The organism is Vibrio maritimus, assembly GCF_021441885.1.
Classification (GTDB): domain Bacteria; phylum Pseudomonadota; class Gammaproteobacteria; order Enterobacterales; family Vibrionaceae; genus Vibrio; species Vibrio maritimus_B.
In genome coordinates, this window is sequence record NZ_CP090439.1 from 1,287,726 (window position 1) to 1,308,372 (window position 20,647).

Consider the following 20,647-nt stretch of genomic DNA (forward strand, 5'->3'; position numbering starts at 1 on the left):
TGTTACTTGATGATGACGTTGACGTAATTGTCGCCTTGTCTGCGGTAGTAATGTCCATCCACACGTGCATAGGTGAAGTTGCCGATTTTTATGTACGTCGTGTGCCTCGGCATTTTTTTGTAGTGGTAGTGTCGATGTTTTGGGCGCTTCTTAGGAGAAGGGTGGTACTTCTTAACGACTACGACTTCCTTGTGGGGTTTTCCTTTATGTTTATGTTTGTGCTTGTGGTGTCCTTGAGGGTGTGCCGAAGCATTAAGGCTCACTAGACCAACGAGAATGGCTACCACTGCAGAAAGTTTTAATTTGGACATTATTCGCGTCTCTAATAGGTTCTTGGAATGAACAATGTAGATGCCTAGAGTCATAGTCCTGTTACCCGGCGGTTAGCGACCGTACGGGAATCGCAAAGAAATCCCCAACTTTGTCAGGATGTTACCTTTTGATACTTTTGTTTTTATGTGGAAAACGAATTGTTCCTAAGCTGACCTAACGTAGGAATGTGATAAGTGATGTCACCGTTTGCACTAACTTTGAGCAAACAGTGTGTCCGCCATAGGAATGGTCATATAGCTGTGTTATAAGAATTAACACAATAGTAATAGTTACTGCGTTTGGAAAGGATGACCAAATGATAAAAATCAATGAATCCAGAGCATTAATAATTTCAGCTGTAGGTGCCGGTATTCTCGCGCTTTGGGGCGGTATTATGGCCTCTATTTCGGGTTCTAGTGCCATCTTATTAGATGCTTCGTTTAACCTGCTTTCAGCTGTGGTATCGTTCGCCTCATTGCGTATCGCGAAGCTTACAGAGTCTGGCACGTCAAGACATTATCCCATCGGCTTCTTTGCGTTTGAGCCGCTAATTGTGGTGATTAAAGGCATAACGATACTGATTTTGATCGCGTTTGCGGTGGGCAGTAATATTCCTGTGATCCTTGCTGGTGGTAGAGAGCCCGCATTGGGTCTAATGGCCGTCTACGTGTTCCCTGCAGTGATTCTATGTGCACTTCTTTATTGGGCGTGCCACATAGGCCACAAGCAGTCTAACTCCGATATCCTCAAGGCAGAGAAGAACGCTTGGTTTATCAATGGTGTGATATCCGGTGCTATCGGTGTCGCATTGGTGCTGGTGATTATTATCCAAGAGACGTCGTTTGGATGGGTTGGGCGTTACATCGACCAAATCTTAGTGGTGCTGTTCAGTCTCGCGTTTATCAGTGACCCGATTAAACTCATAAAGAATGGTATGCGAGAGCTTACTCTAGCCATGCCACCAATTGAGCACACTAAACCGATCTACCGAAGCTTAAAAGGCTTGGCACAAGAATACGAGATTGAGATTGTCGATATTTTCATTACCAAGTTGGGTAGAAAAACTTGGGTATCGATTTACGTTGATCCGAAGCGAGAGTCGATGACGTTTAAGAGCTACGAGCGCTTTGTGGAAGATGTTAGTTGTAAGGTCGATAAGCCTTATACGGTGACCGAAGTGGATGTCATTCTGAAACGCTCACCCACTACAGAAGATAGCGCTAACCTAGTTCACGGCTAGAGGGCGCACACCCTACGTACTGGAGTAAGACATATAAGCTTTCTTGCTCCAGTGCGACTCTCTGAAATAAATCAGCAAATACATCATCACCACCAAAGCAAGCATTGATGTAGTGGTTGATCTCTTCTCTTTGATACCCCTCGACATACATGGTTCTAATCCATTGATATTCAACAGACTTTAAGTTGGTCAATGTGGTTTCACTTAAGGTGATGTCGCTAAGGGTCAAGTCGAGCTCCTGTCTCTTACTAAAATAGGAGTCGCGATTACATCAAACTTTAATGAAAGAAAGATGACAATCGAGTGACCTTACAGGGAATTTACATTTGTGTACGCGATATCAGCGTTGGACTTCAGAAGTTCAATCAACTCATCCACGTTTCGCTTCGCTTCCCCTTGTTTGGTGTAGATACCAATGTTTCCGATCTTTTTATCATCGAGGTGAATGGCAACTAAATCGTGTCTCGTTAGCCACTCTTGTGCTCTATGACTATATGGCATCACCGCTTGGGTTATATGAAGCATATCAATACTCGCCATTACTGAATCCACGTCATAAATAATACGTTCGTCCAGCAGTTCATCGTGCGGCAGGCCATTCAATAAAACGGATTGATGCCTAGGATGGTTTGGAGTAACTCTGAGTAGAGGATAATCGCTAATCATACCGTTATTAGTGATGCCAGTGGCGAGGGGATGGCGATTTGAAACATAGAGCGCTTCGAAGTCTTGAAACAAAGGTTGAAAGGCGACGCGGCAGGATTCTGATAAGTCTGAAACCTCGTGACCTATAAATAAATCTATATCACCTTGGATTAAGTGATGCAGCAAAGAAAGATTGTTGCCAAACTCAAGATGAAAGGAACTCGCTGGATGTATCGCTTGATAGTCCATAACCGAACGCTTAACAAACCCTTCCCACCACACTTCACCAGTACCAATTTTCACCTTACCAAACTGTCGCTGCTGCATATCATTAAACTGGTGTTTTAGCGCAAAGTAATGCTCTTGTTGTTCTTGAGCAAACTCCCGAAACTTAAGACCATAAGCTGTCAGCTCCACACCTTTTGAGAGACGGTTGAAAAGTGGTGCCCCCATCTCGCTTTCTAGCTTTTTGATCGCCGCGGTGAGTGAGGGTTGGCTAATGTAGAGTTCATCAGAGGCACGTTTGATATTGCCGTGTTTTGCTACCGCTAAGAAGTACTTTATCGATTTATTTAGTGCCATGGCATCGAAAGCTCTGCTATATAAAAAAACTATAGGATTATACGAAGATTCTATTTTTAATCCCAGCATGAACTTCGTAAAGTGGTGGCAAATCAATATTAGTAAAGGATCGGTTCATGGAACAAAAATGGTGGCATGACTCTGTGGTCTATCAAATCTACCCGCGAAGCTTTTGCGATTCCAACGGTGATGGCATTGGTGACCTAAATGGTATTCGCTCAAAGCTCGATTATTTGGCAGGTTTGGGCGTCGATGTTCTTTGGTTGTCGCCTGTCTATCAATCTCCGATGGATGATAACGGCTACGATATTTCTAATTATCAAGCCATTGCCCCTGAGTTTGGCTCTATGCAGGATATGGAAGCACTGATCGAGGAAGCCAAACAAAAGAATATTCGTATCGTGATGGACCTTGTTGTCAACCACACATCCGATGAACATTCTTGGTTTCAACAAGCCTGTGAGTCAAAAGACTCGCCATATCGCGATTACTACGTTTGGCGAGATGCAAAGCCCGACGGCAGTGCGCCGAGTGACTTGGAATCTATATTTGGGGGAAGCGCGTGGGAGTGGCACGAGCCGACTCAGCAGTACTATCTTCACTTGTTCTCCAAAAAACAGCCTGATCTAAACTGGGAAAACTCGAAGGTCCACGATGAAGTTCATCAAATGATGAACTGGTGGATAGAGAAGGGGATTGGAGGGTTCCGACTCGATGTTATCGATCTCATTGGTAAAGATATCGACAAGGGCATCACAGGCAATGGACCGCGCCTGCATCCACTCCTTCAGAAAATGAACCAAGCGACGTTTGGCAATAAGGACTTGCTTACAGTAGGAGAAACTTGGGGCGCAACGCCGGAGATAGCCAAATTATATAGCGCACCTGAACGAGGTGAGCTGTCAATGGTGTTCCAGTTTGAACATATCACCCTAACCTGGAAAGACGGGGATAAATGGCAGCCTGTTAAGCTAGATTTAAGAGCTTTTAAGGAAGTGCTAACAAAGTGGCAATTAGAGCTCAAAGATACAGGTTGGAACTCATTATTCTGGAATAACCACGATCTTCCTCGTGCGGTGTCCAAGTATGGCGATGATGGAGAGCATCGTGTTAAGTCTGCAAAAATGCTGGCTACCGTTTTGCATTGCCTTAAAGGTACTCCGTATATCTATCAAGGTGAAGAGATTGGTATGACCAACGCGAACTTTGAGCATCTTGAGCAATACCGAGATATCGAGTCGCTGAACTTTTATAAGGTCAAGACAGACGCAGGTATCAGTCATGACGAGATGATGCAAGCACTGCAAGAAAATGGTCGAGACAATGCCCGCACGCCTATGCAGTGGTCTACAGAGCCGCAAGCTGGCTTTACAAAAGGTACGCCGTGGATTGAGGTGAATTCAAACTACACAGAGGTGAATGCGGAGAAGGATTTAGCGTCCGACGACTCAATTTATCACTACTATAAAGCGTTAATTTCTCTTCGTAAGCAGCACAAGTCCATAGTGTACGGAGAGTTTCGTCCTCTACTAGAAGAGCATGAAGACGTGTTTGCTTACTTACGTCATCTTGGGGAAGAACGTCTATTGATTGTTGCTAACTTCAGCAGTGAAAATCACCAGGTAGATCTGAGCCAATATAACGAGTTTAACCAAAATATCTTACTCTCAAATGGGCGTGGTAAGCTTGAAAACCTCAATAGTTTAATGTTGCAACCATATGATGCGATGGTCATTCAGTTAACCTAACTATCTGAATAGGCGTATACAAAAGCAAAAGGCGAACTAAATACTTAGTTCGCCTTTTGCATTGCACTTTGTCTGAAACTAGAACGAGCGATCACCTTCTTTATCTAGCTCAATCTCAATTTCTAGCTCATGGTAGTAGGGGTCATAGGAGCAATCACCAATCTCATTTCTAGGGCATACGTGTTCTGTGTTTCTCTCAATCATAGGGGTATTACACATTGGGCAAGTACGGTCCATATTAGTTCTCCTATATTCAACGAACACCGATGCTATCGCGCTAGGTTGACGGACACATCAGCTCTTTTTACGCGTTCGATCCTTAGAGGATCGTTTGGCGGTATCTTTGTGTATAGCCAGTATTGTGGGGTAATTCCATGTCGGTTTTGTGAATCCAGAGCAGAGTGTGATCGTCCATTTACAATTGAATGTTCACTATGTAAGAAGTGACAACGTCAAGGTGTTGTTCTCACGTGGCTTTTGCGTAGATGCTTCTAACTAGGGCGAGGCTTTGCCAACTTGCCATTAATATATTTGCTAACAACTTCGCTATTTGCAGATAGAAAAAAGTTGCAGATAGAAAAAAGCCCACCTGCTAGTGTGGGCAAAACCATTTAGGTCCAAACTATGGTGAAGGTTACTTCACTAACTGTTTCTCTGCTGTGGCCAAAGCGGCTTTGACCGTTTGACGGCCGGTGAGAGCGTTCTCAATGGCTGCGCCCTCTGACATCCAGAACGTCATCATTTGCGGTAAGGCTGGCATGATTTCACCGTTTTCGGCGTTAATCATGGTAGAACGGATCCTGTCATCGGATTCTAATGATTGTTGGAATGACTTGAGAGTGACAGCACCCAGAGGTTTATCGTTGTTGATGGTCTCTAAAGCATCATCAGTAAACAAATAGTTCTCAATGAACTCGACCGCCAAATCTTCATTTGGACTCGCGGAGCTGATACCCGCACTTAAAATACCAACAAATGGGTTGGACTTATGGCCATCCAAAGTAGGGAAGGTAGCCACACCATAATTAATACCTGCCTTGTCGAGGTTGCCCCATGACCAAGGTCCGTTGATGGTCATTGCGACTTGACCTTTAACGAACGATGACTCGGCGTTGGCGTAGTCCATTCCAGGGTCGAATATGCCATGCTGCTTCATATCTAATAGGAATGCCAAGTTTTCTTGCGCTTGTTGGTTGTTGATGCCAATGTCATTTGCATCATGACCATCTGCAGTTTTCGCGAATGAGTAGGTGCCTGCTGAAACAATTGGCCAGGTGAAGTAGGCGTTTTTCACATCCCACATCATAGTACCTTTGCCTTGCGCTGCCATTTTGGCGTGAATTTCTGGCAGCTCTTCCCATGTGCTTGGAGGCTCTGGCAATAGGTCTTTGTTGTAGATAAGTGAGATAGCCTCAATGGCGAGAGGATAGCCAATCAATTTACCTTTGTAACTGACGGCATCCCAGCTAAAGTCGACCAGTTTCTCCTGAAACTCTTTGCTTGGATTTACTTCACGGAGTAAGCCGGATTCCGCATAGCCTCCAAATCTATCATGAGCCCAGAAAATGATATCGGGGCCATCGCCAGTAGCCGCCACTTGTTGAAAACGAGCTTCCAGAGACTCAGGAAACTGAACACTGACCTTGATGCCGGTATCTTCTTCAAACTGACGGCCGACTTCTGCGAGTCCTTCATAGCCTTTATCACTGTTGATCCAGATAAGCAGTTCACCTTCGGTGACCGCGAGTGCGGGTGTAGCCATTGACGTTGTTAGTGCTAAAGCAGTTAAGGATGTTTTTAGTGTTTTCATTATGACTATCCTGTCCATTTGCATTGGACCCAGAATAGTCTGATGTTGGAGGAAGAGAAAATAGGCTAAGTTTATAGTGGTATAGTTTATTTCTATTTCACCTGATTGCTTTGTGATCTGAGTTACGTAAATGACGTGCCGCAGCATTTAAGCTAAGGCACGCCTGAGTTTCTGAGGCTACTTTGCAACAGAGGTCAGTTCGAAAATATGTGAGGCTAATGGCTTTATGTTCATATCGAGTACTGCTCGGCCTTGTTGCACACGTAGGACGGCGGATTTATGTGGCTCTAGTGAACAGCTAAGAGGGTAGTTGCCATCCGGCAGCGGCAAAGCATCAAAACTGGCCTCTGAGAGTGCAATAGGGCACGTGGTAGCGCTATTAGCATCAAAGTTGGTGACAACCAATGCCTTATGCTCCTTCCAGCTGCGAACAAACCCGTAAAGTCTGTGGGCAAGTTCTCCATGCGCTGAATCATGCTCTATACCTATCGGGACCATGCCACCTTTAAAGGCTGGGCAAGAGAGTGAAACTCGCATTAGACGCTGATAATAGTCCCGCAACTGTTTCTCTTGCTGGGAACTCTGACCGCCATCAAAAGCGCCATCGTTCATCCAACGCTGGTGTGCTGGTACGCCGATATAGTCAAAGATAGAGGTTCTTGTCGGCTGCCCGAAACCTGCCATTTCTGTGCCAGCTTCACCTACTTCTTGTCCGAAGTAGAGCATGGTTGGCGCTCGGCTGATAGTCGCGGATAAGACCATAGCGGGTAGAGCCGCTTCTGCACTGCCAGCAAAGGCTTCACAAGGAATGCGCTGTTCATCGTGGTTATCGAGGAAATGAAGCATATTTGGCTCGATATCTGCGAGCTCACTTTGAATTCGAGTGATTTCACTGGTGCGCGTATGACCGCGAATAATGCCTTTCAGGGTATCGTATAAATCGACCTTGTCGTACAGCGCGTCCATCTTTCCAAGATGTATGTATTCGCGATACAAATGAGGTTGATAGACCTCAGCAACCAGGAATGCTTGTGGGTTCTTCATTTTGATGGATGAGTTGAGAAAACTCCAAAACTCGACAGGCACCATTTCGGCCATGTCATAGCGAAACCCATCAACCCCTTGATCTAGCCAGTAAAGTGCTATGTCTCGAAATTTTCTCCAAGAGCTAGGCACATCTTTGGCATACCAAAAGTCGGCGTGTTGCTGTGCATTTTTGCTTCGATAACACTCTGGCAGTTCAGGAAAATCCTTTGTGCCATCGGGTCTAACGCCATAATTGACCTTCACCGTTTCGTACCAATCATCGACATTTGGTTTTGCGCTGCGTGAGCCATTGCCTGTCCATTTCGCTGGGTACTCAAGGTAAGGTGTGTCAAGCAGCGGATGTGGTTCCCCGCCTAGCGGAGCAAGATGGTCGGGAATATCCGGCAACTCAAATCCTTGGTTGGGAATGTAGTAGAAATTGTTTTCGCGTGAGTACTCTAAGCCGGTGTCATCCTCTGCACCAAAGTCCGTAACACCAAGTGGGTTGTTGAGACCTTGATATTGCCTAGCCACGTGATTAGGCACGATGTCAATGATGACTTTAAGGCCCGCTTCGTGGGTGCGCTGGATAAGCTCGCGAAATTCCTCGTTTCGGTTCGCTGGGTTGTCCGCTAAGTCAGGGTTTACCGAGTAATAGTCTTTGACCGCATAGGGTGAACCTGCACGACCTTTAACAACCGCAGGGTGATCATTGCTGATGCCAAACTCAGTGTAGTCACGCACTAGGGCATGATGAGGGACACCAGTGTACCAAACGTGTGTCATGCCGAGCTCTTTTATTGCGGTAAGGGCAGATTTGTTGATGTCACTAAACTTACCTACACCATTCTCCTCGGCAGTTCCCCAAGGTTTATTGGATGTCTTTTTGTTGCCGTATAGGCGTGTGAAGATTTGGTATAAGTGTATTTTTTGATTGTTATTATCGATCGGAAGGGTAGACATAAGATCTCTCAATGCTCACTCTCAGGATATAGAAAAAATCTATCATATGCGGCGAGTGTAGATGAAGTCGTTTAGCAAAAACTCATCCTTTTAGGGTGAGTTTAGGGCGTAGATGAGACCTTGTTAGAAAAGGCAGATCTTCGTCACGAGATCTGCCTTCTGTCATGAGGTGAAGCTAGCAGGGCATTACTTGAGATACTTAACGTGCGCTTCCATCTCTTCGCCAATCTCTTTACGCATGTTCATTAGCTTGATCGCTGAGTCACGAAGTTTGATGTCTTCTTCACTCTCCGGCACCCATTCTGGCACTGAAGTAGGTTTACCGTCTTCGTCGACTGCCACCATAATCACGATACAGTGTGTGGTGAGTCGGTTCTGTAGCTCTTTGGGATCGCTTGCCTGTACGTCGATAGCGATGTGCATTGAGGATCTGCCGGTATAAATGACCTTTGCGCTAACCTCGACCAAGTTGCCGACATGAATCGGCTGAACAAATCGAATACCACCCGCATAAGCCGTAATACAGTATTTGCCACTCCAAGCGGCGCTACATGCATAGGCTGCTAAATCGATCCATTTCATCACGGCACCACCGTGTACCTTGCCACCGAAATTAACATCGCCCGGTTCAGCAAGAAAACGAAGGGTTGTCTCTCTTCTGCCACTACTCATTTGTGTAATCCTTTTTATTTGAGCTGCTTACTCTCAGTCCATGTGGTTTAGCTCGACCGACATTTTGAGCTTCTAAGGTGTTTAGTATGACAAAATTGTTAACAAGGTGCTACGACTTATGGACTCGATTTTTTAGATGGTTTTGCCACAGTTACTGCTTATCAATGGTGAGATTTTGAGCCACACCTTCTGTGGTCGGCTGCATTTTTCTCGTTTTGATTTGTGACAGAATAACGCCAGAGATCACCATGAGTCCGCCGATAAGGTGAAACTGAGTGATGGTTTCGCCAAGTAGCATGGCTGCGAGCGCTACGGCTATTACGGGTAGCAGGTTCATAAACATTGCACTGCTGTCCGCGCCAATAAGGTCGATGGATTTTACCCAAAGAAGTGGAGCGACAAGTGAACCGAGCAAACCTGCGTAGGCGATCAATGGCAGCGAGGCTTGAGTCGGCATCACCTGATGACTGCTCAGTAACAGTGGGAACAGCATGATGACCGCAAATACCCCTTGCGTGTAAATGAGCATCCAGCTAGAGAGTTGCATCTTCCAACGTTTAAGTAAAACGCAGTATGTCGCATAAACCACGGCTGCTAGGACCATTAGACCATCACCTTGAGAAACATCTTGGTGCACAAAGAATGCGACATCTCCTTGTCCTAGCATAAATGCGAGACCTGCGAGAGAAATGACACCGCCTACGATGCTCAATCCTGAAATATGCTTGCCCAATAGAGGTACTGAGATAAAGACAGCAAGTAGCGGCACTAGCGAGGTAATAAGGGCCATGTTCGATGCCGTGGTGGTCGCGGCAGCGTAGTAGCCTAACGATTGGTTGAGAACCATGCCCAATAAGGCAAGGAACGCGAGCTTACCGCTGTTACGACGGATCTCAGGCCAATAGCGTTTTATTTTTGGGAGACAAAAGGGGGTCATTACTAAAATCGCGAGTGCCCAGCGATAAAAACTCATCGCACTAGGCTCGATAGCAGAGGCTGAAAGTTTGTTCACAATAGCGTTACCGCCCCATATGAGCACGGTAAAGAAAGGAAGAAGATAGACCACTGTGAACCTCATCGCGTTTTGTAAGTTGATGCATAGTGTGACAGGTCGATATAATTGCATGTATCTTTAAAACGACATTGCGCGCGATAGGAAGACAAGTTGAAAAAACATACTAGAAATTTGCACCCCTCTTTGTCTATCGACAAGATGCCATCCAATGTTTTCATGAACTTCGATGCGTTTCTTTCCAATACCGAAACACGCGTTCACTGTCATCCGTGGGGGCAAGTACAACTGATAAGTGGTGGGATTCTAGAAATGGAGGCCCAGGACACTCGATTTCTCGCACCGCCTCATCTAGCGATTTGGGTGCCGGCTGGCGTAATGCACTGCAGTTATAATCGAAAGCCCCTAGAGTACTGCTCACTGAACATCGCTCATGAGCTTACTGATAGCTTTCCAGAAACCACGAGCCTGATAAAAGTTACCCCAATTGTATCGTCGATCATTGAGGATTTTCGCCATCGTAGTGTGAATGTGGCGGAGTCAGAAAAAGATAAGCGATTAATTCAAGTTCTTTTGGATCAATTGAGCGATCAACAAGAGCAGCACCATTTTTTGCCATCAAGTAATAACAAGTATCTTGCACCGATCCTTGCTGCGATTGAGGAAGAGCCAACGAACGACATTAGTCTTAAAGAGTGGGCGTCCAAGGTTCACACGACAGAGCGGACTTTGGCGCGATACTGTCAAAGTGAGCTTGGAATGAGCTTTACCGAGTGGCGCTTGAGGGTGCGTTATCTGTTTTCGATGGATTTATTGCGCAGTGGACATTCGGTCAAAGAGGTGGCATTTACGCTAGGTTATAACCAAGCAAGTCCATTTATCTCGATGTTCAAGAAGTATTCGGGCCAGACACCGGAGCAGTACAAGAACAAACTGCTCTAGCAAAAGAAAACCGCTAATATTCTCTATTAGTGGTTTTCCTCGTTTGGTTTCTTTGAAGTTGTGAAGTCTAAGTCCTAGAGCGCGCTGAACTACTTAGCTTTGGAGCGGTAATTCGGATCCGTCCAACAGCGTGGTAGCTCTTCACCGGACATAAAAACCAAATCAGACTTCTTAAATTCTTGTGGGTCTTGTTGCTCTTCCCCTGGTTGAAGTCGACCTTCAACACTATCTTGGAATAAGTTAGTCAGCCTTCTCATTTCCACAACGTCTACGAGGTCGCCACTCTTTCTCTCTTTTAAAAACATTGTCTCTGTCCTTAATCGATTTGAACCCTATTAATTATAATTGCTATTCGGATAATGAGAACTTTTCCAATTCGCCGCTCCCTTGACTAAGTAGGCCTCAGAGCTACGCTTATGAATATCAATCAGTTAATCGATTAATAAGTGGAGCTGTCATGTCAATCGCACCAAAAGCAAACAACGTAAGTGAGCTCATTGGCAACACCGATCTCGTTCGAATCAACAGCCTTTCAGAGATTTCTGGCTGCGATATTCTTTTAAAATGTGAACAGCAAAATCCGGGAGGTTCAATCAAAGATAGAGCAGCCTTGCAGCTAGTTACCGATGCAATAGCTGCGGGTAAGCTTAAGCCAGGCATGACCATCGTCGAAGGGACGGCTGGAAATACTGGGATCGGTTTAGCGCTAGTGGCAAAAGCCCTTGGCTATAAAATGCTGGTGGTTATGCCAAAAGGTCAAGCAATAGAGAAAGAGCGGATGATTTCACTGTACGGTGCGGAGCTCTTGCTTGTTGATCCCTGTCCGTTTGCGAATCCTGATCATTTTTATCACACCGCCAAGCGAATAGGGGCGGAGCGAGAAGACTGTTGGTGGGCGGACCAATTTGAAAACTTGAGCAACTATCGAGCTCACTACTTAAATACCGGTCCCGAAATCTGGCAACAAACTCAAGGTAATATCGACGCGTTAGTCTCAGTAGTAGGGACGGGTGGCACGATTGCAGGTAACTCGCACTACCTATCTCAGCAAAAACCAGATCTAAAGACTTGGCTCGTTGATCCCGATGGTTCAGGTATCTATTCATTTTTGAAAGATGGTCAGTATCAATCAAAAGGCAGCTCGTTTACCGAGGGCATTGGTATTATGCGAACCGTTGAAAACTTTAGAAAGGCGAAAATCGATCATGCGATTACGTTACCAGACCAAGATCTCGTGACCATTTCTCGATTGGTAGCAGAGCATGATGGCATTGTCTTAGGCAGCAGTTCATCTCTCAATGTGGCAGGTGCATTTTATACTGCGGCGAGAATGGGTAAGGGGAAGACGATTGTCACGTTTAGTTGCGACCTCGCTGATCGTTCTTATTCAAAGCTTTATAATGAAGAGTTTCTGAAAGACAAAGAAATAAAACTCAATCACGAGAACTTAGAGCAGATCTGGGCGCGTTATCAAGCGGATGGTGACAGTAAGGTCGTGAATGTATAGTCCATTTCCTTTGATGAAGATCCATAAATGACTTTATGGATCTTCTTTGTCATTAAGTGGAAGTAGAAGTCGATATGAGTTCTTAGACTAGCTGTACCACCAGTCACGGACCAACCTAAACGTTAGCAGTAAAAATAGACCAAACAGGGTCATGCTGCCGCCTTCACGACTGACCGTGGAGGTATCCACTGAGCGACTTTCGATATCGGCACTTGTCGCACCCTGAATAGGGATGAGTTTAACCGCGACCACGGTTTCTGTTTCTAAACCATTGCCACAAGTGGCAAAGTGATCGGTGTTGTCATAGCCAGATGCACACTTAATAGCAGTTGCTGAAATGACACCCGCGTCGTTGATATCGGATGCGGTAACGATTCGGTAGGCGTTGTTTAAATCACCGTAGCTGCCACCATTAGTAAGATCATCGAGCCACCACGCTCGCGAGCTAAATATCGCCATTCGTTCTTCGTCACTTCCGGCGCCACTGTATGGGAAGATAAACCCACGTCGGCGGCGTTGTGGCCCATCAATTTCGGTGTGACTTTCCGCGTCAACCTCTCCGACAATTTCATTGTAGGTGTTGATGGCATTCGCATTACCGCCAGCGCTAGTGAAGAAAATAGACTGTGATAAATCGCTAAAGTAGGTGGCAGAAGGCGACGATTGACCAGCATCTGCAACAAACATGCGATTTGCTGCCGCTCCGCCTTCCGGTACGCTTCCTAATCTCTTGGTTTCACCAATAACAATCAACTGTGAGTTGATGTCCGTTGCCAGTGAGTTACTGTAGTAATAACTGTCGTCGTACTCGAGTTTGGCGTTGTTGATAAATACCGATGTCCACGCGTTCTCATCGACAGAAAAATTGCTGGTGCTGGCTGGGTAATAGATAGCAGCTTGCATTATCAAGTCATCGTCCGCTAACTCAGTGTTAAATCCAACAAGCACGGGTAGACCTTGGTATTCGCTGTCTTCTCGCTCAACAATCGTAGCTGCGCGGGCGCTGGCTTGAGCTGTGGCATAGTCATAGTTGTCGTAGCTGGTGGCCCAACTGCTTGCGGGAAAACGTGTTTCACCATTGTCTGCGAGTGACCAGATAAATGCTTGGCTTGCGAAACCAAAGTGTTGACATGCGCTACCCAAAATGGGTTGTTCAAAATCAATACACTCGCTGACATCCAAAGAGTTGTAGTATTTTGAGGTGTCTGAATAGTCGAACGTGGCGACCGAAGCGCTGCCTATGATATAGGTTTGGCTCTCCTCACCAGAGGTGGGATAGGTGAAACTATCATACGCAATAGTGGAGCCCATCTCTTCGATGATCAACTGCTCACCTTCTGCGTCCGCAAAGCTTAACGTAGTGTTAGCAAGAGGCTTAAGAGATGTTGATTGGCTGCCATCTATTATTACCCCGCGGCGGCTGTATGGCTGGACATAATAACCGTCATAGTCAAAGTACCCACTACTTGCGTTAGCAATAATACGTCCCTCAGAGTCGATAGCGTGGGCTTTTAACTCAGTGGTATTGCCGACAGAAAATATCGCTTCTTCATATCCTGACGGGATTTGAGGTTCGATGCTAAGCTCGGCGTCGTTTTCCATAAACGAGTGATAAAGTGGAGAGTAATTGGCGTTGTAGAACGCATCTTGAATGCTCTCGAGTCCACCAACTCCCGTACTGGCATCACCGTACCATCGATTACTTGCCCACGCCTCACATGTCGCATACCCCAGCTCACTTTCGCAGTAGGAATAAAGCGAATCATAATCGAGATAGTAGAAGTGATTATCGACGCCGAACGCGACTTCTTGATCGAGAGGGATACCTTCCATGCCATTCATACTGTAGCCGAGCACAGTGTATTGACTGTCGTAGCAGCTATCTTCAAAACACCATGTTGATGATGAAGGTGAAATCGCAGCGGAGTAATACTCATTGGCTGTGGTAGTTGAAGATGTATCCACTTCGACGACTCGGTACAAAGCAGCAGAAGTAACAATGGGGTAGGTTAGCAAAGCGCAAACTAAAGGAAAGTGAAATACCTTGGACACGTAAAGACCTTATTTCCATATAAATGAGGAGCACACTGCATAACAGAACCGTTATGCAGTGAAGAGACTAAAGTTGATTAGCTATCGCGTTTCGGACGCTCAGGTGGCTCAGGAAGCTCAGACTCAGATAGGAAGCCATCACCGTCGCTATCAAACTTGTCGAAGTCATCCAGTAGCGGGCCTCGCAGTTCATCTTTACTCAGCAAACCATCACCATTGGTATCCATCTCTTCAAATGAAGGTGGCTTTCTGTGTTCCCCTTTAGCAAAAGCTGGCTGGAAAGCGGTAGCGATCATTACGATACAAAGTGCGAATACAGTTTTCTTCATGGGGTTTCTCTCATTGGCAATAATGAAGCATTAGTGTCGATGAAGACTGAGTGGAGAAAATGAGCAAAATGTGGAGAAAATAAGGAGAATAGCGATAAAATAACTCTTCTATTACACCTGGGAGCAATTGGAATAAAGATGGAAATCAAAACGCTGACAGCCGATGAAGTATTGCCAATAAGACATCAGGTTTTGTGGCCAGATAAGCCAGAATCATTCTGTAGAGTGGAAGGTGACGAACAAGCGCTTCACTATGGAGCGCTGGTTAACGATCGACTGGTGTGTGTAGCGTCGGTTTACTTGGATGGCAAAACGGCAAGGCTAAGAAAGTTTGCGACGCTAGAGGACTACCAAGGGCAGGGAATTGGTACCAAGATACTAGAGCATACCATTGCGTCAGTTCGCGCGTTGGGTATCGATTACTATTGGTGCGATGCTAGGGTGAGTGCTCAAGATTTCTATAAGAAGTTTGGATTAGCTGTTGAGGGTGAAGCGTTCAACAAATCAGGTATCTGGTACTTTAAAATGTCGGTCGATTGGTCGGAAAAACGTACCTAGTCAAAATCGAAAAAGGAGCGTGTTCTAAAAGACGCTCCTTTTTTGATTTTAGCTATTTTTGACTCGTCACTATCTACGATTGATAACCGACTCACGAGTCACAAGTCGACCAGTAATCAGAGGCTTATTCGACATTGGTTTGTCGTCTAGAATCGCATCTAATTGCTCCATTGCCATATCGACGATCTGTTGAGAAGGGTAACTAATACAGGTAAGCGGCGGATTAAGCTGACTTGCCAGTTGAGAATCTTCTAGCGATACGATTGAGACCTCTTGCGGTGTCGCTAAGTTGAAATCTCTAAATAGGTTCATTGCTACCGCGGCTTGGCTGTCGCGCATAACTACTAGCGCCGTGAACGGGTGATAGCTGTTTAAAAGCGACATAATCGCTTGTTCATTATTGCCATTTGCTGTGACGATAAGCTGTCGGTTTACGGGCATGGCTGAATTTTGTAGCGACGTTTTATAGCCTTCGAGAACCTGTGTTGATGCGTAGCTTTCATCATCCACAACGATGGCGATGCTCGCATGTCCTTTACTGGATAAGAAGCGACATGCGCTCTCAGCAGCAAACTTATAGTCGTATCCGATGGCGTGCTCTGCGCTCGCTAAACTATCGACAGCAATAACATTGTCGTTGGCTAGAGACTCGACGGTGCCACCGAGCGAGATGATAGCGTCACAGTGTCTCTGGTTGAGTTCTTCCACCATGCGAACTTGCTCATCTGCGGTTTCAGCAAATTGCACCAGCATGTGCTTGCCTTTTGCTTTCAATGACTTTGCAAGTAGTGGCAGATAGGTAGAAACTTGTCCTGCATCGCTAGATGAGAGAATCACACCAATATAATCAGAGCGTTGATTTGCTAGTGTTTGCGCAGCGGCATTCGGACGGTAGTTCAGCTCTTCGGCAGCGCGTAATACGGCCTCACGACTCTCAGGTTTAACGCCACGGCTCCCGCTCATCACGCGAGAAACGGTCGCTTTCGATACGTTTGCTAGCAGAGAGACATCGGTGATAGTAGCCATGACAACAACCTTAATAGATTCATAGAGTTTCTAGAACTGGGAAACCGTTTCCCAAGATTTCCGTTATTGTACTCTTTCAGAGGTAGTGATCCAAGTCTGATGAGAGGTTATGTAGGGCGAGAAAAAAAGCAGCTTAGTGTAAGGAGCACGACTGGCCTGCTACGACCAAGCTGCTTCGACCAAAGATGTTGAAAACGCTCCTATAAGACGTTTTCTTGCCTGACTCGCTCCGTGTCTGGTCGAAAAACTGGAAAAAGTAAGGTGAGACTGAATTACTTAGCAGTACGCTTATGTAGTTCAATCATCTCTGCGACGAGCTCTTTTGCGAGCATAGAGGTCATCAGGTGATCTTGCGCGTGAACCATGACTAGCGTCATCTTCATTTTGCCTGTGCCTTCGTCAGCTTCGATAAGTTGGGTCTGCACTAGGTGAGCTTGGTTTGCGAACTCTTGTGCTTCTTTCATCAAACCTTCTGCTTCTTCAAACTCGCCGTTTTTAGCATGGCGAAGCGCTTCATAACATAGGCTACGAGATTGACCCGCGTTGATGATGATGCCCATGACTTGTTCTTCTAAATCCATAGTTTCCATTTTACGTACCTCTTAAATCTTAAATGGTGTCTACCCGAAGGTAGGAAGTGTCGCCCCACGCTCAACCCCAATTAAGACTAGGGGGCGACTTTTTTATTATTTGTGCCAACTGCGTTTGTTGTTACTAATAACTGGTTGATTAAGCTGTTACTGGTTGACCTGCAGCTTCTTGTTGCTTCTTCTCGTCCGCTGCTTCTTGCTCTAGAAGTTGCTTCTCATAAGCTTTTAGGAACGGTAGGTACATCATTGCCGACATAGCCATACAGATGAAGCACATGATGACAGGACTGAATGCCCAGTTAGCGGCCCACGATGCACCGATAGGTCCTGGTGTTGTCCATGGCGTTAGAGAAACCACGCGCTCCACTAGACCCCAGTCAAGAGCAAACCAACCTAGAGTCGCGTTCACCATTGGTACCAAGATGAATGGTAGGAAGAACACTGGGTTCATGATGATTGGCGCACCAAACAGAATTGGTTCGTTGATGTTAAATAGACCTGGTACGGTACCCATCTTACCAATAGTGCGTAGGTGAACGGCTTTACTACGAAGTAGTAGGAACGCAAGTGGAAGCGTCGAACCTACACCACCGATTAGTAGGTAGTGATCCCAGAAACCTTGAACGAAGATGTGTGGGATTGCTTCGCCTGCTGCCATTGCTGCTTGGTTAACTGAAAGGTTAGCCATCCAGAATGGGTTCATGATGCCAGTTACAATAAGTGCACCGTGGATACCTGCAAACCATAGGATTTGACAAACCAGTACCGCTAGTAGAACCGCTGGAAGCGTGTCAGATGCAGAAACTAGAGGCTGAACAAGTGCCATAATTGCTTCTGGGATGATCATGCCAGTTTGTGCTTCAACGAACAGGTTTAGTGGGTGAAGCGTAATGATGATCGCCAGTACAGGAATTAGGATTTCGAATGAGCGTGCAACACCGGTTGGTACTTCAGGTGGAAGCTTGATTGTGATGTTGTTGCGCTTCAGGTATGCGTAGACTTCAGTTGAGTACAATGCAGTAATGATTGCAGTGAAGATACCTTGACCTGAGAAGTACTGCATTGACAGCATGCCGTCTTGAACAGGCGCTGCAACAAGCAGGAAGCTCATCAGTGATAGTAGACCTGTCGTGACAGGGTCAAGATCGTGATGGCGAGCCAAGCTGGACGCTATCCCCACCGATATGAATATGGTCATGATCCCCATACTCAAGTTGAATGGCAGCATCAACTGCTCACGATACGTCTCAGAAAAATCTAGCCATGCGCGTGCAAATCCCCAAGTTGTTTCCGCAGAAAACGGAGGGAAGATAAACACCAGCATGAAAGAACCAACAATCATAAAAGGTAGTGCGGCAATAAAGCCGTCACGTATAGAAGTGATGTATTTTTGTTGACCAATTTTACCGGCAATAGGGGTGACCTTTTGCTCGATAACATTGACCATTTTGTCGTACATAGCGCCCATGTCGTTACTCTCGTTAGGATAAAATTAAGAAAAGCTCGGCGTCAAAAAGTGACCAAGGGGGGACACCGAGCAAAAAGAAGTTAGCCGATAAGTTCTAGTGCAAAATCAAGCACCTTATCGCCTTTTTGCATGCCGTAATCCATCATGTTGATTGGCTCAACTTTGATGCCGTGAGCATCTGCTTTCTTTTGGAAATCTGCTTGCATGTATTTCACTTGAGGACCAAGAAGTACGACTTCGTAGTTACCTACTTGAACGTCAAACTCACTTGCGCCAAATGCTTTGATTTCAGCCTCGATACCGCGTTCTTGCGCAGACGCTTCCATTTTCTTAACCAGTAGAGAGGTAGACATACCAGCAGAGCAGCAAAGCATAATTTTTTTCATTTTTTCTTCTCCAGAATCTTGAATGCCTATTCAATATGCACGTTAGGAAATCATTTGGAAACCGGTTTCCAAATGATTTCCAGTTAAGTGTGAAAACGATCACTGGAAACCAAAGTTATGGCGAAAAATTCGTGACACAGTTAACGAATGTTCTGGATTTGGGAAACCAACCTGTTCAATCGAAGTAGATTGTTTCAGTTCAGCGTCTGAAATGGCTCGCTGGCTGATGAATCGTGATCTGAATTCGGAATTTTACGAGCAGTAGGGTGAAAAACGTGGTGGAGTCAGCATATTTGGATAGTCGGTTTCCGCGAGTCTTTGCTTTCGGGTATCCTGTCGCGGATCGATAAAGCCGGTAGAGTGAATGAACCAATCCATTATGAGACTGTGTGCCAATCAGGTAGAGCAGTTCATGAATCCTGTAGCAAAACTGCTGATGCGAAGTCAGCACCTTATGGCTATGCGTGATGGTTTCCAGCTGGCGATGCCCTTCATCTTCGTCGGCTGTATGTTTGTTCCGATTATCTTTCCTCCGTTTGCGGATTCCGAGTCTTGGATGTCAATGGCTTGGATGGACTTATCTCTGGCGCTTAGACCTATATTGTTGCCGACTTATCAGCTGACTCTAGGTGTTGTCGGGCTTATCGTTTCCTTTGGCGTTTCGGCAAGTCTCGCTAAGAGCTATCAATTGCCAGAACGACTGTCCGGACTGACAGGCTGTATGGCATTTCTCATGTTGGCGGGCTTCTATATCGATGGGCAAGAAGATGTTCGCTATCTTGGTGGGGCGGGGCTGTTCACGGCGCTTATTGCAAGTCTTTACTCTATCGAGGTCGTTAGGTTGTTTATCCGTTTGGGCTGGTACATCAAGATGCCCGAAGACGTGCCTATCCTAACGATTCAAAGTTTCAAGCTTATCGTACCGATCTTTGCCGTCATGATAAGCATATCGACGTTCAATGTATTTCTTGATGCGCAATTTGGTGTGCATTTCCCACAGCTGATCGAAGAGCTATTTCGCCCCTTGGTGTTAGCCTCCGATAGTCTTGCTGCGGTCTTGATTTCGATACTCATTTGCCAGCTTCTATGGTTTATGGGGATTCACGGTGCGCTGATCATTACCGGAATTATGAATCCATTTTGGATGTCTAACTTGCTAGAGAATCAAACTGCGCTAGAAGCGGGTGGACAGGTTCTGCCCCATATCTACCTACCTGCTTTTTGGGACTTCTTTGTCCTTATCGGTGGGGTAGGTTCAACGCTTCCTCTCGTATACTTAGCGATAAAAAGCCGCTCGAAGCAACTAAAGTCGGTGGGTAAAGTTGGCGCTATTCCCGCGATATTCAATATAAATGAGCCAATACTGTTCGGTTTCCCAATCATTATGAATCCGCTTTTCCTAGTGCCGTTTATTTTTGTTCCTATGTTTAACGCCACTATTGCGTGGTTCTTAACCTCCGCGGAGGTCTTAGACCGCGTGGTATTAATGATCCCTTGGTCGGTGCCAGCCCCAATAGGTGCGGCATGGGCTGCAAATGGTAGTTACATGAATGCGCTAATGGTTGTGTTCGCAATGGTGAATGCCTACTTTATCTATCTGCCATTTTTCAGAACTCATGAGAAAATTTTGGTCGAGCAAGAAGAGTTGCGCGCGAAACGAATGCAGCAAGCGCAGGTTGCTCGCTAAACTCCTCGGCCGATGAATATCTGACGTTATTTATTTAAAACACCCTGTTGACCCGTCTATATGTGTAGGGTTTATCTTCCTCGCTCATTTAT

Annotated in this window: 21 protein-coding genes; 6 read left to right on the forward strand and 15 right to left on the reverse strand. The window is 45.8% G+C overall.

The window, feature by feature from the left end; genetic code table 11:
• Positions 1-2: 2 nt before the first annotated feature.
• Positions 3-311, reverse strand: a complete 309-nt coding sequence (locus LY387_RS22200; protein WP_234496372.1) for a hypothetical protein — start codon at positions 309-311, stop codon at positions 3-5.
• 317 nt (positions 312-628) lie between these two features.
• Here LY387_RS22200 and LY387_RS22205 point away from each other — a divergent pair, with 317 nt between their 5' ends.
• Positions 629-1,552, forward strand: a complete 924-nt coding sequence (locus LY387_RS22205; protein WP_128650111.1) for a cation transporter — start codon at positions 629-631, stop codon at positions 1,550-1,552.
• Here the strand turns inward: LY387_RS22205 and LY387_RS22210 are convergent.
• Positions 1,533-1,781 carry a hypothetical protein gene (locus tag LY387_RS22210; protein ID WP_128650112.1) on the reverse strand — a complete coding sequence of 83 codons (249 nt, stop codon included), beginning with the start codon at positions 1,779-1,781 and terminating at the stop codon, positions 1,533-1,535. The genes LY387_RS22205 and LY387_RS22210 overlap by 20 nt on opposite strands.
• An 80-nt stretch (positions 1,782-1,861) precedes the next feature.
• Positions 1,862-2,779, reverse strand: coding sequence for a LysR family transcriptional regulator (locus LY387_RS22215; RefSeq protein ID WP_234496373.1), 918 nt, complete (start codon positions 2,777-2,779; stop codon positions 1,862-1,864).
• Positions 2,780-2,895: 116 nt separating this feature from the next.
• Here LY387_RS22215 and LY387_RS22220 point away from each other — a divergent pair, with 116 nt between their 5' ends.
• On the forward strand, positions 2,896-4,527 hold the full coding sequence (locus LY387_RS22220) for a glycoside hydrolase family 13 protein (RefSeq protein ID WP_234496374.1): 1,632 nt from the start codon (positions 2,896-2,898) through the stop codon (positions 4,525-4,527).
• A gap of 78 nt (positions 4,528-4,605) precedes the next feature.
• Here the strand turns inward: LY387_RS22220 and LY387_RS22225 are convergent, their stop codons facing one another.
• From LY387_RS22225 to LY387_RS22245, 5 genes are all read right to left on the reverse strand, one after another.
• Positions 4,606-4,764, reverse strand: coding sequence for a hypothetical protein (locus tag LY387_RS22225; protein WP_197058645.1), 159 nt, complete (start codon positions 4,762-4,764; stop codon positions 4,606-4,608).
• Positions 4,765-5,161: 397 nt separating this feature from the next.
• Entirely contained in the window at positions 5,162-6,337 is a 1,176-nt protein-coding gene (gene malE, locus LY387_RS22230) for a maltose/maltodextrin ABC transporter substrate-binding protein MalE (protein WP_234496375.1), read from the reverse strand.
• 177 nt (positions 6,338-6,514) lie between these two features.
• Entirely contained in the window at positions 6,515-8,326 is a 1,812-nt protein-coding gene (locus tag LY387_RS22235) for an alpha-amylase family protein (RefSeq protein ID WP_234496376.1), read from the reverse strand.
• Positions 8,327-8,512: 186 nt separating this feature from the next.
• Positions 8,513-8,998 carry an acyl-CoA thioesterase gene (locus LY387_RS22240; RefSeq protein ID WP_042469983.1) on the reverse strand — a complete coding sequence of 162 codons (486 nt, stop codon included), beginning with the start codon at positions 8,996-8,998 and terminating at the stop codon, positions 8,513-8,515.
• Between the two features lie 151 nt (positions 8,999-9,149).
• Positions 9,150-10,064, reverse strand: a complete 915-nt coding sequence (locus LY387_RS22245; RefSeq protein WP_234497829.1) for a DMT family transporter — start codon at positions 10,062-10,064, stop codon at positions 9,150-9,152.
• A gap of 99 nt (positions 10,065-10,163) precedes the next feature.
• On the opposite strand from LY387_RS22245, the gene LY387_RS22250 reads away from it, so the two are divergent.
• Positions 10,164-10,952, forward strand: a complete 789-nt coding sequence (locus tag LY387_RS22250; protein WP_042469984.1) for an AraC family transcriptional regulator — start codon at positions 10,164-10,166, stop codon at positions 10,950-10,952.
• An 89-nt stretch (positions 10,953-11,041) separates the two neighbouring features.
• Here the strand turns inward: LY387_RS22250 and LY387_RS22255 are convergent, their stop codons facing one another.
• Positions 11,042-11,257, reverse strand: a complete 216-nt coding sequence (locus LY387_RS22255) for an acetyltransferase (RefSeq protein WP_234496377.1) — start codon at positions 11,255-11,257, stop codon at positions 11,042-11,044.
• Positions 11,258-11,409: 152 nt separating this feature from the next.
• Between LY387_RS22255 and LY387_RS22260 the strand changes: the two genes are divergently transcribed.
• Positions 11,410-12,459 (forward strand): cysteine synthase A, encoded by a 1,050-nt coding sequence (locus tag LY387_RS22260; RefSeq protein WP_234496378.1) that lies wholly within the window; start codon positions 11,410-11,412, stop codon positions 12,457-12,459.
• Between the two features lie 87 nt (positions 12,460-12,546).
• Here LY387_RS22260 and LY387_RS22265 read toward each other — a convergent pair whose 3' ends face one another.
• Together LY387_RS22265 and LY387_RS22270 are read right to left on the reverse strand one after the other, a co-directional pair.
• Entirely contained in the window at positions 12,547-14,511 is a 1,965-nt protein-coding gene (locus LY387_RS22265; protein ID WP_234496379.1) for a DUF3466 family protein, read from the reverse strand.
• Positions 14,512-14,588: 77 nt separating this feature from the next.
• Positions 14,589-14,840 (reverse strand): hypothetical protein, encoded by a 252-nt coding sequence (locus LY387_RS22270; protein ID WP_234496380.1) that lies wholly within the window; start codon positions 14,838-14,840, stop codon positions 14,589-14,591.
• Positions 14,841-14,978: 138 nt separating this feature from the next.
• On the opposite strand from LY387_RS22270, the gene LY387_RS22275 reads away from it, so the two are divergent.
• The gene (locus tag LY387_RS22275) at positions 14,979-15,398 is read left to right on the forward strand and encodes a GNAT family N-acetyltransferase (protein WP_234496381.1); all 420 of its coding nucleotides are present in this window, start codon (positions 14,979-14,981) and stop codon (positions 15,396-15,398) included.
• A gap of 69 nt (positions 15,399-15,467) precedes the next feature.
• On the opposite strand, the gene LY387_RS22280 is transcribed toward LY387_RS22275, so the two are convergent.
• From LY387_RS22280 to LY387_RS22295, 4 genes are all read right to left on the reverse strand, one after another.
• Positions 15,468-16,424, reverse strand: a complete 957-nt coding sequence (locus LY387_RS22280; RefSeq protein WP_042469995.1) for a LacI family DNA-binding transcriptional regulator — start codon at positions 16,422-16,424, stop codon at positions 15,468-15,470.
• Positions 16,425-16,696: 272 nt separating this feature from the next.
• Positions 16,697-17,005 (reverse strand): PTS N,N'-diacetylchitobiose transporter subunit IIA, encoded by a 309-nt coding sequence (chbA, locus tag LY387_RS22285; protein ID WP_031496580.1) that lies wholly within the window; start codon positions 17,003-17,005, stop codon positions 16,697-16,699.
• Between the two features lie 148 nt (positions 17,006-17,153).
• On the reverse strand, positions 17,154-18,482 hold the full coding sequence (locus LY387_RS22290) for a PTS sugar transporter subunit IIC (protein ID WP_234496382.1): 1,329 nt from the start codon (positions 18,480-18,482) through the stop codon (positions 17,154-17,156).
• An 80-nt stretch (positions 18,483-18,562) separates the two neighbouring features.
• The gene (locus LY387_RS22295) at positions 18,563-18,868 is read right to left on the reverse strand and encodes a PTS sugar transporter subunit IIB (RefSeq protein WP_042470000.1); all 306 of its coding nucleotides are present in this window, start codon (positions 18,866-18,868) and stop codon (positions 18,563-18,565) included.
• 364 nt (positions 18,869-19,232) lie between these two features.
• Here LY387_RS22295 and LY387_RS22300 point away from each other — a divergent pair, with 364 nt between their 5' ends.
• Positions 19,233-20,555, forward strand: coding sequence for a PTS sugar transporter subunit IIC (locus tag LY387_RS22300; RefSeq protein ID WP_234496383.1), 1,323 nt, complete (start codon positions 19,233-19,235; stop codon positions 20,553-20,555).
• The last annotated feature ends 92 nt before the right edge of the window (positions 20,556-20,647 follow it).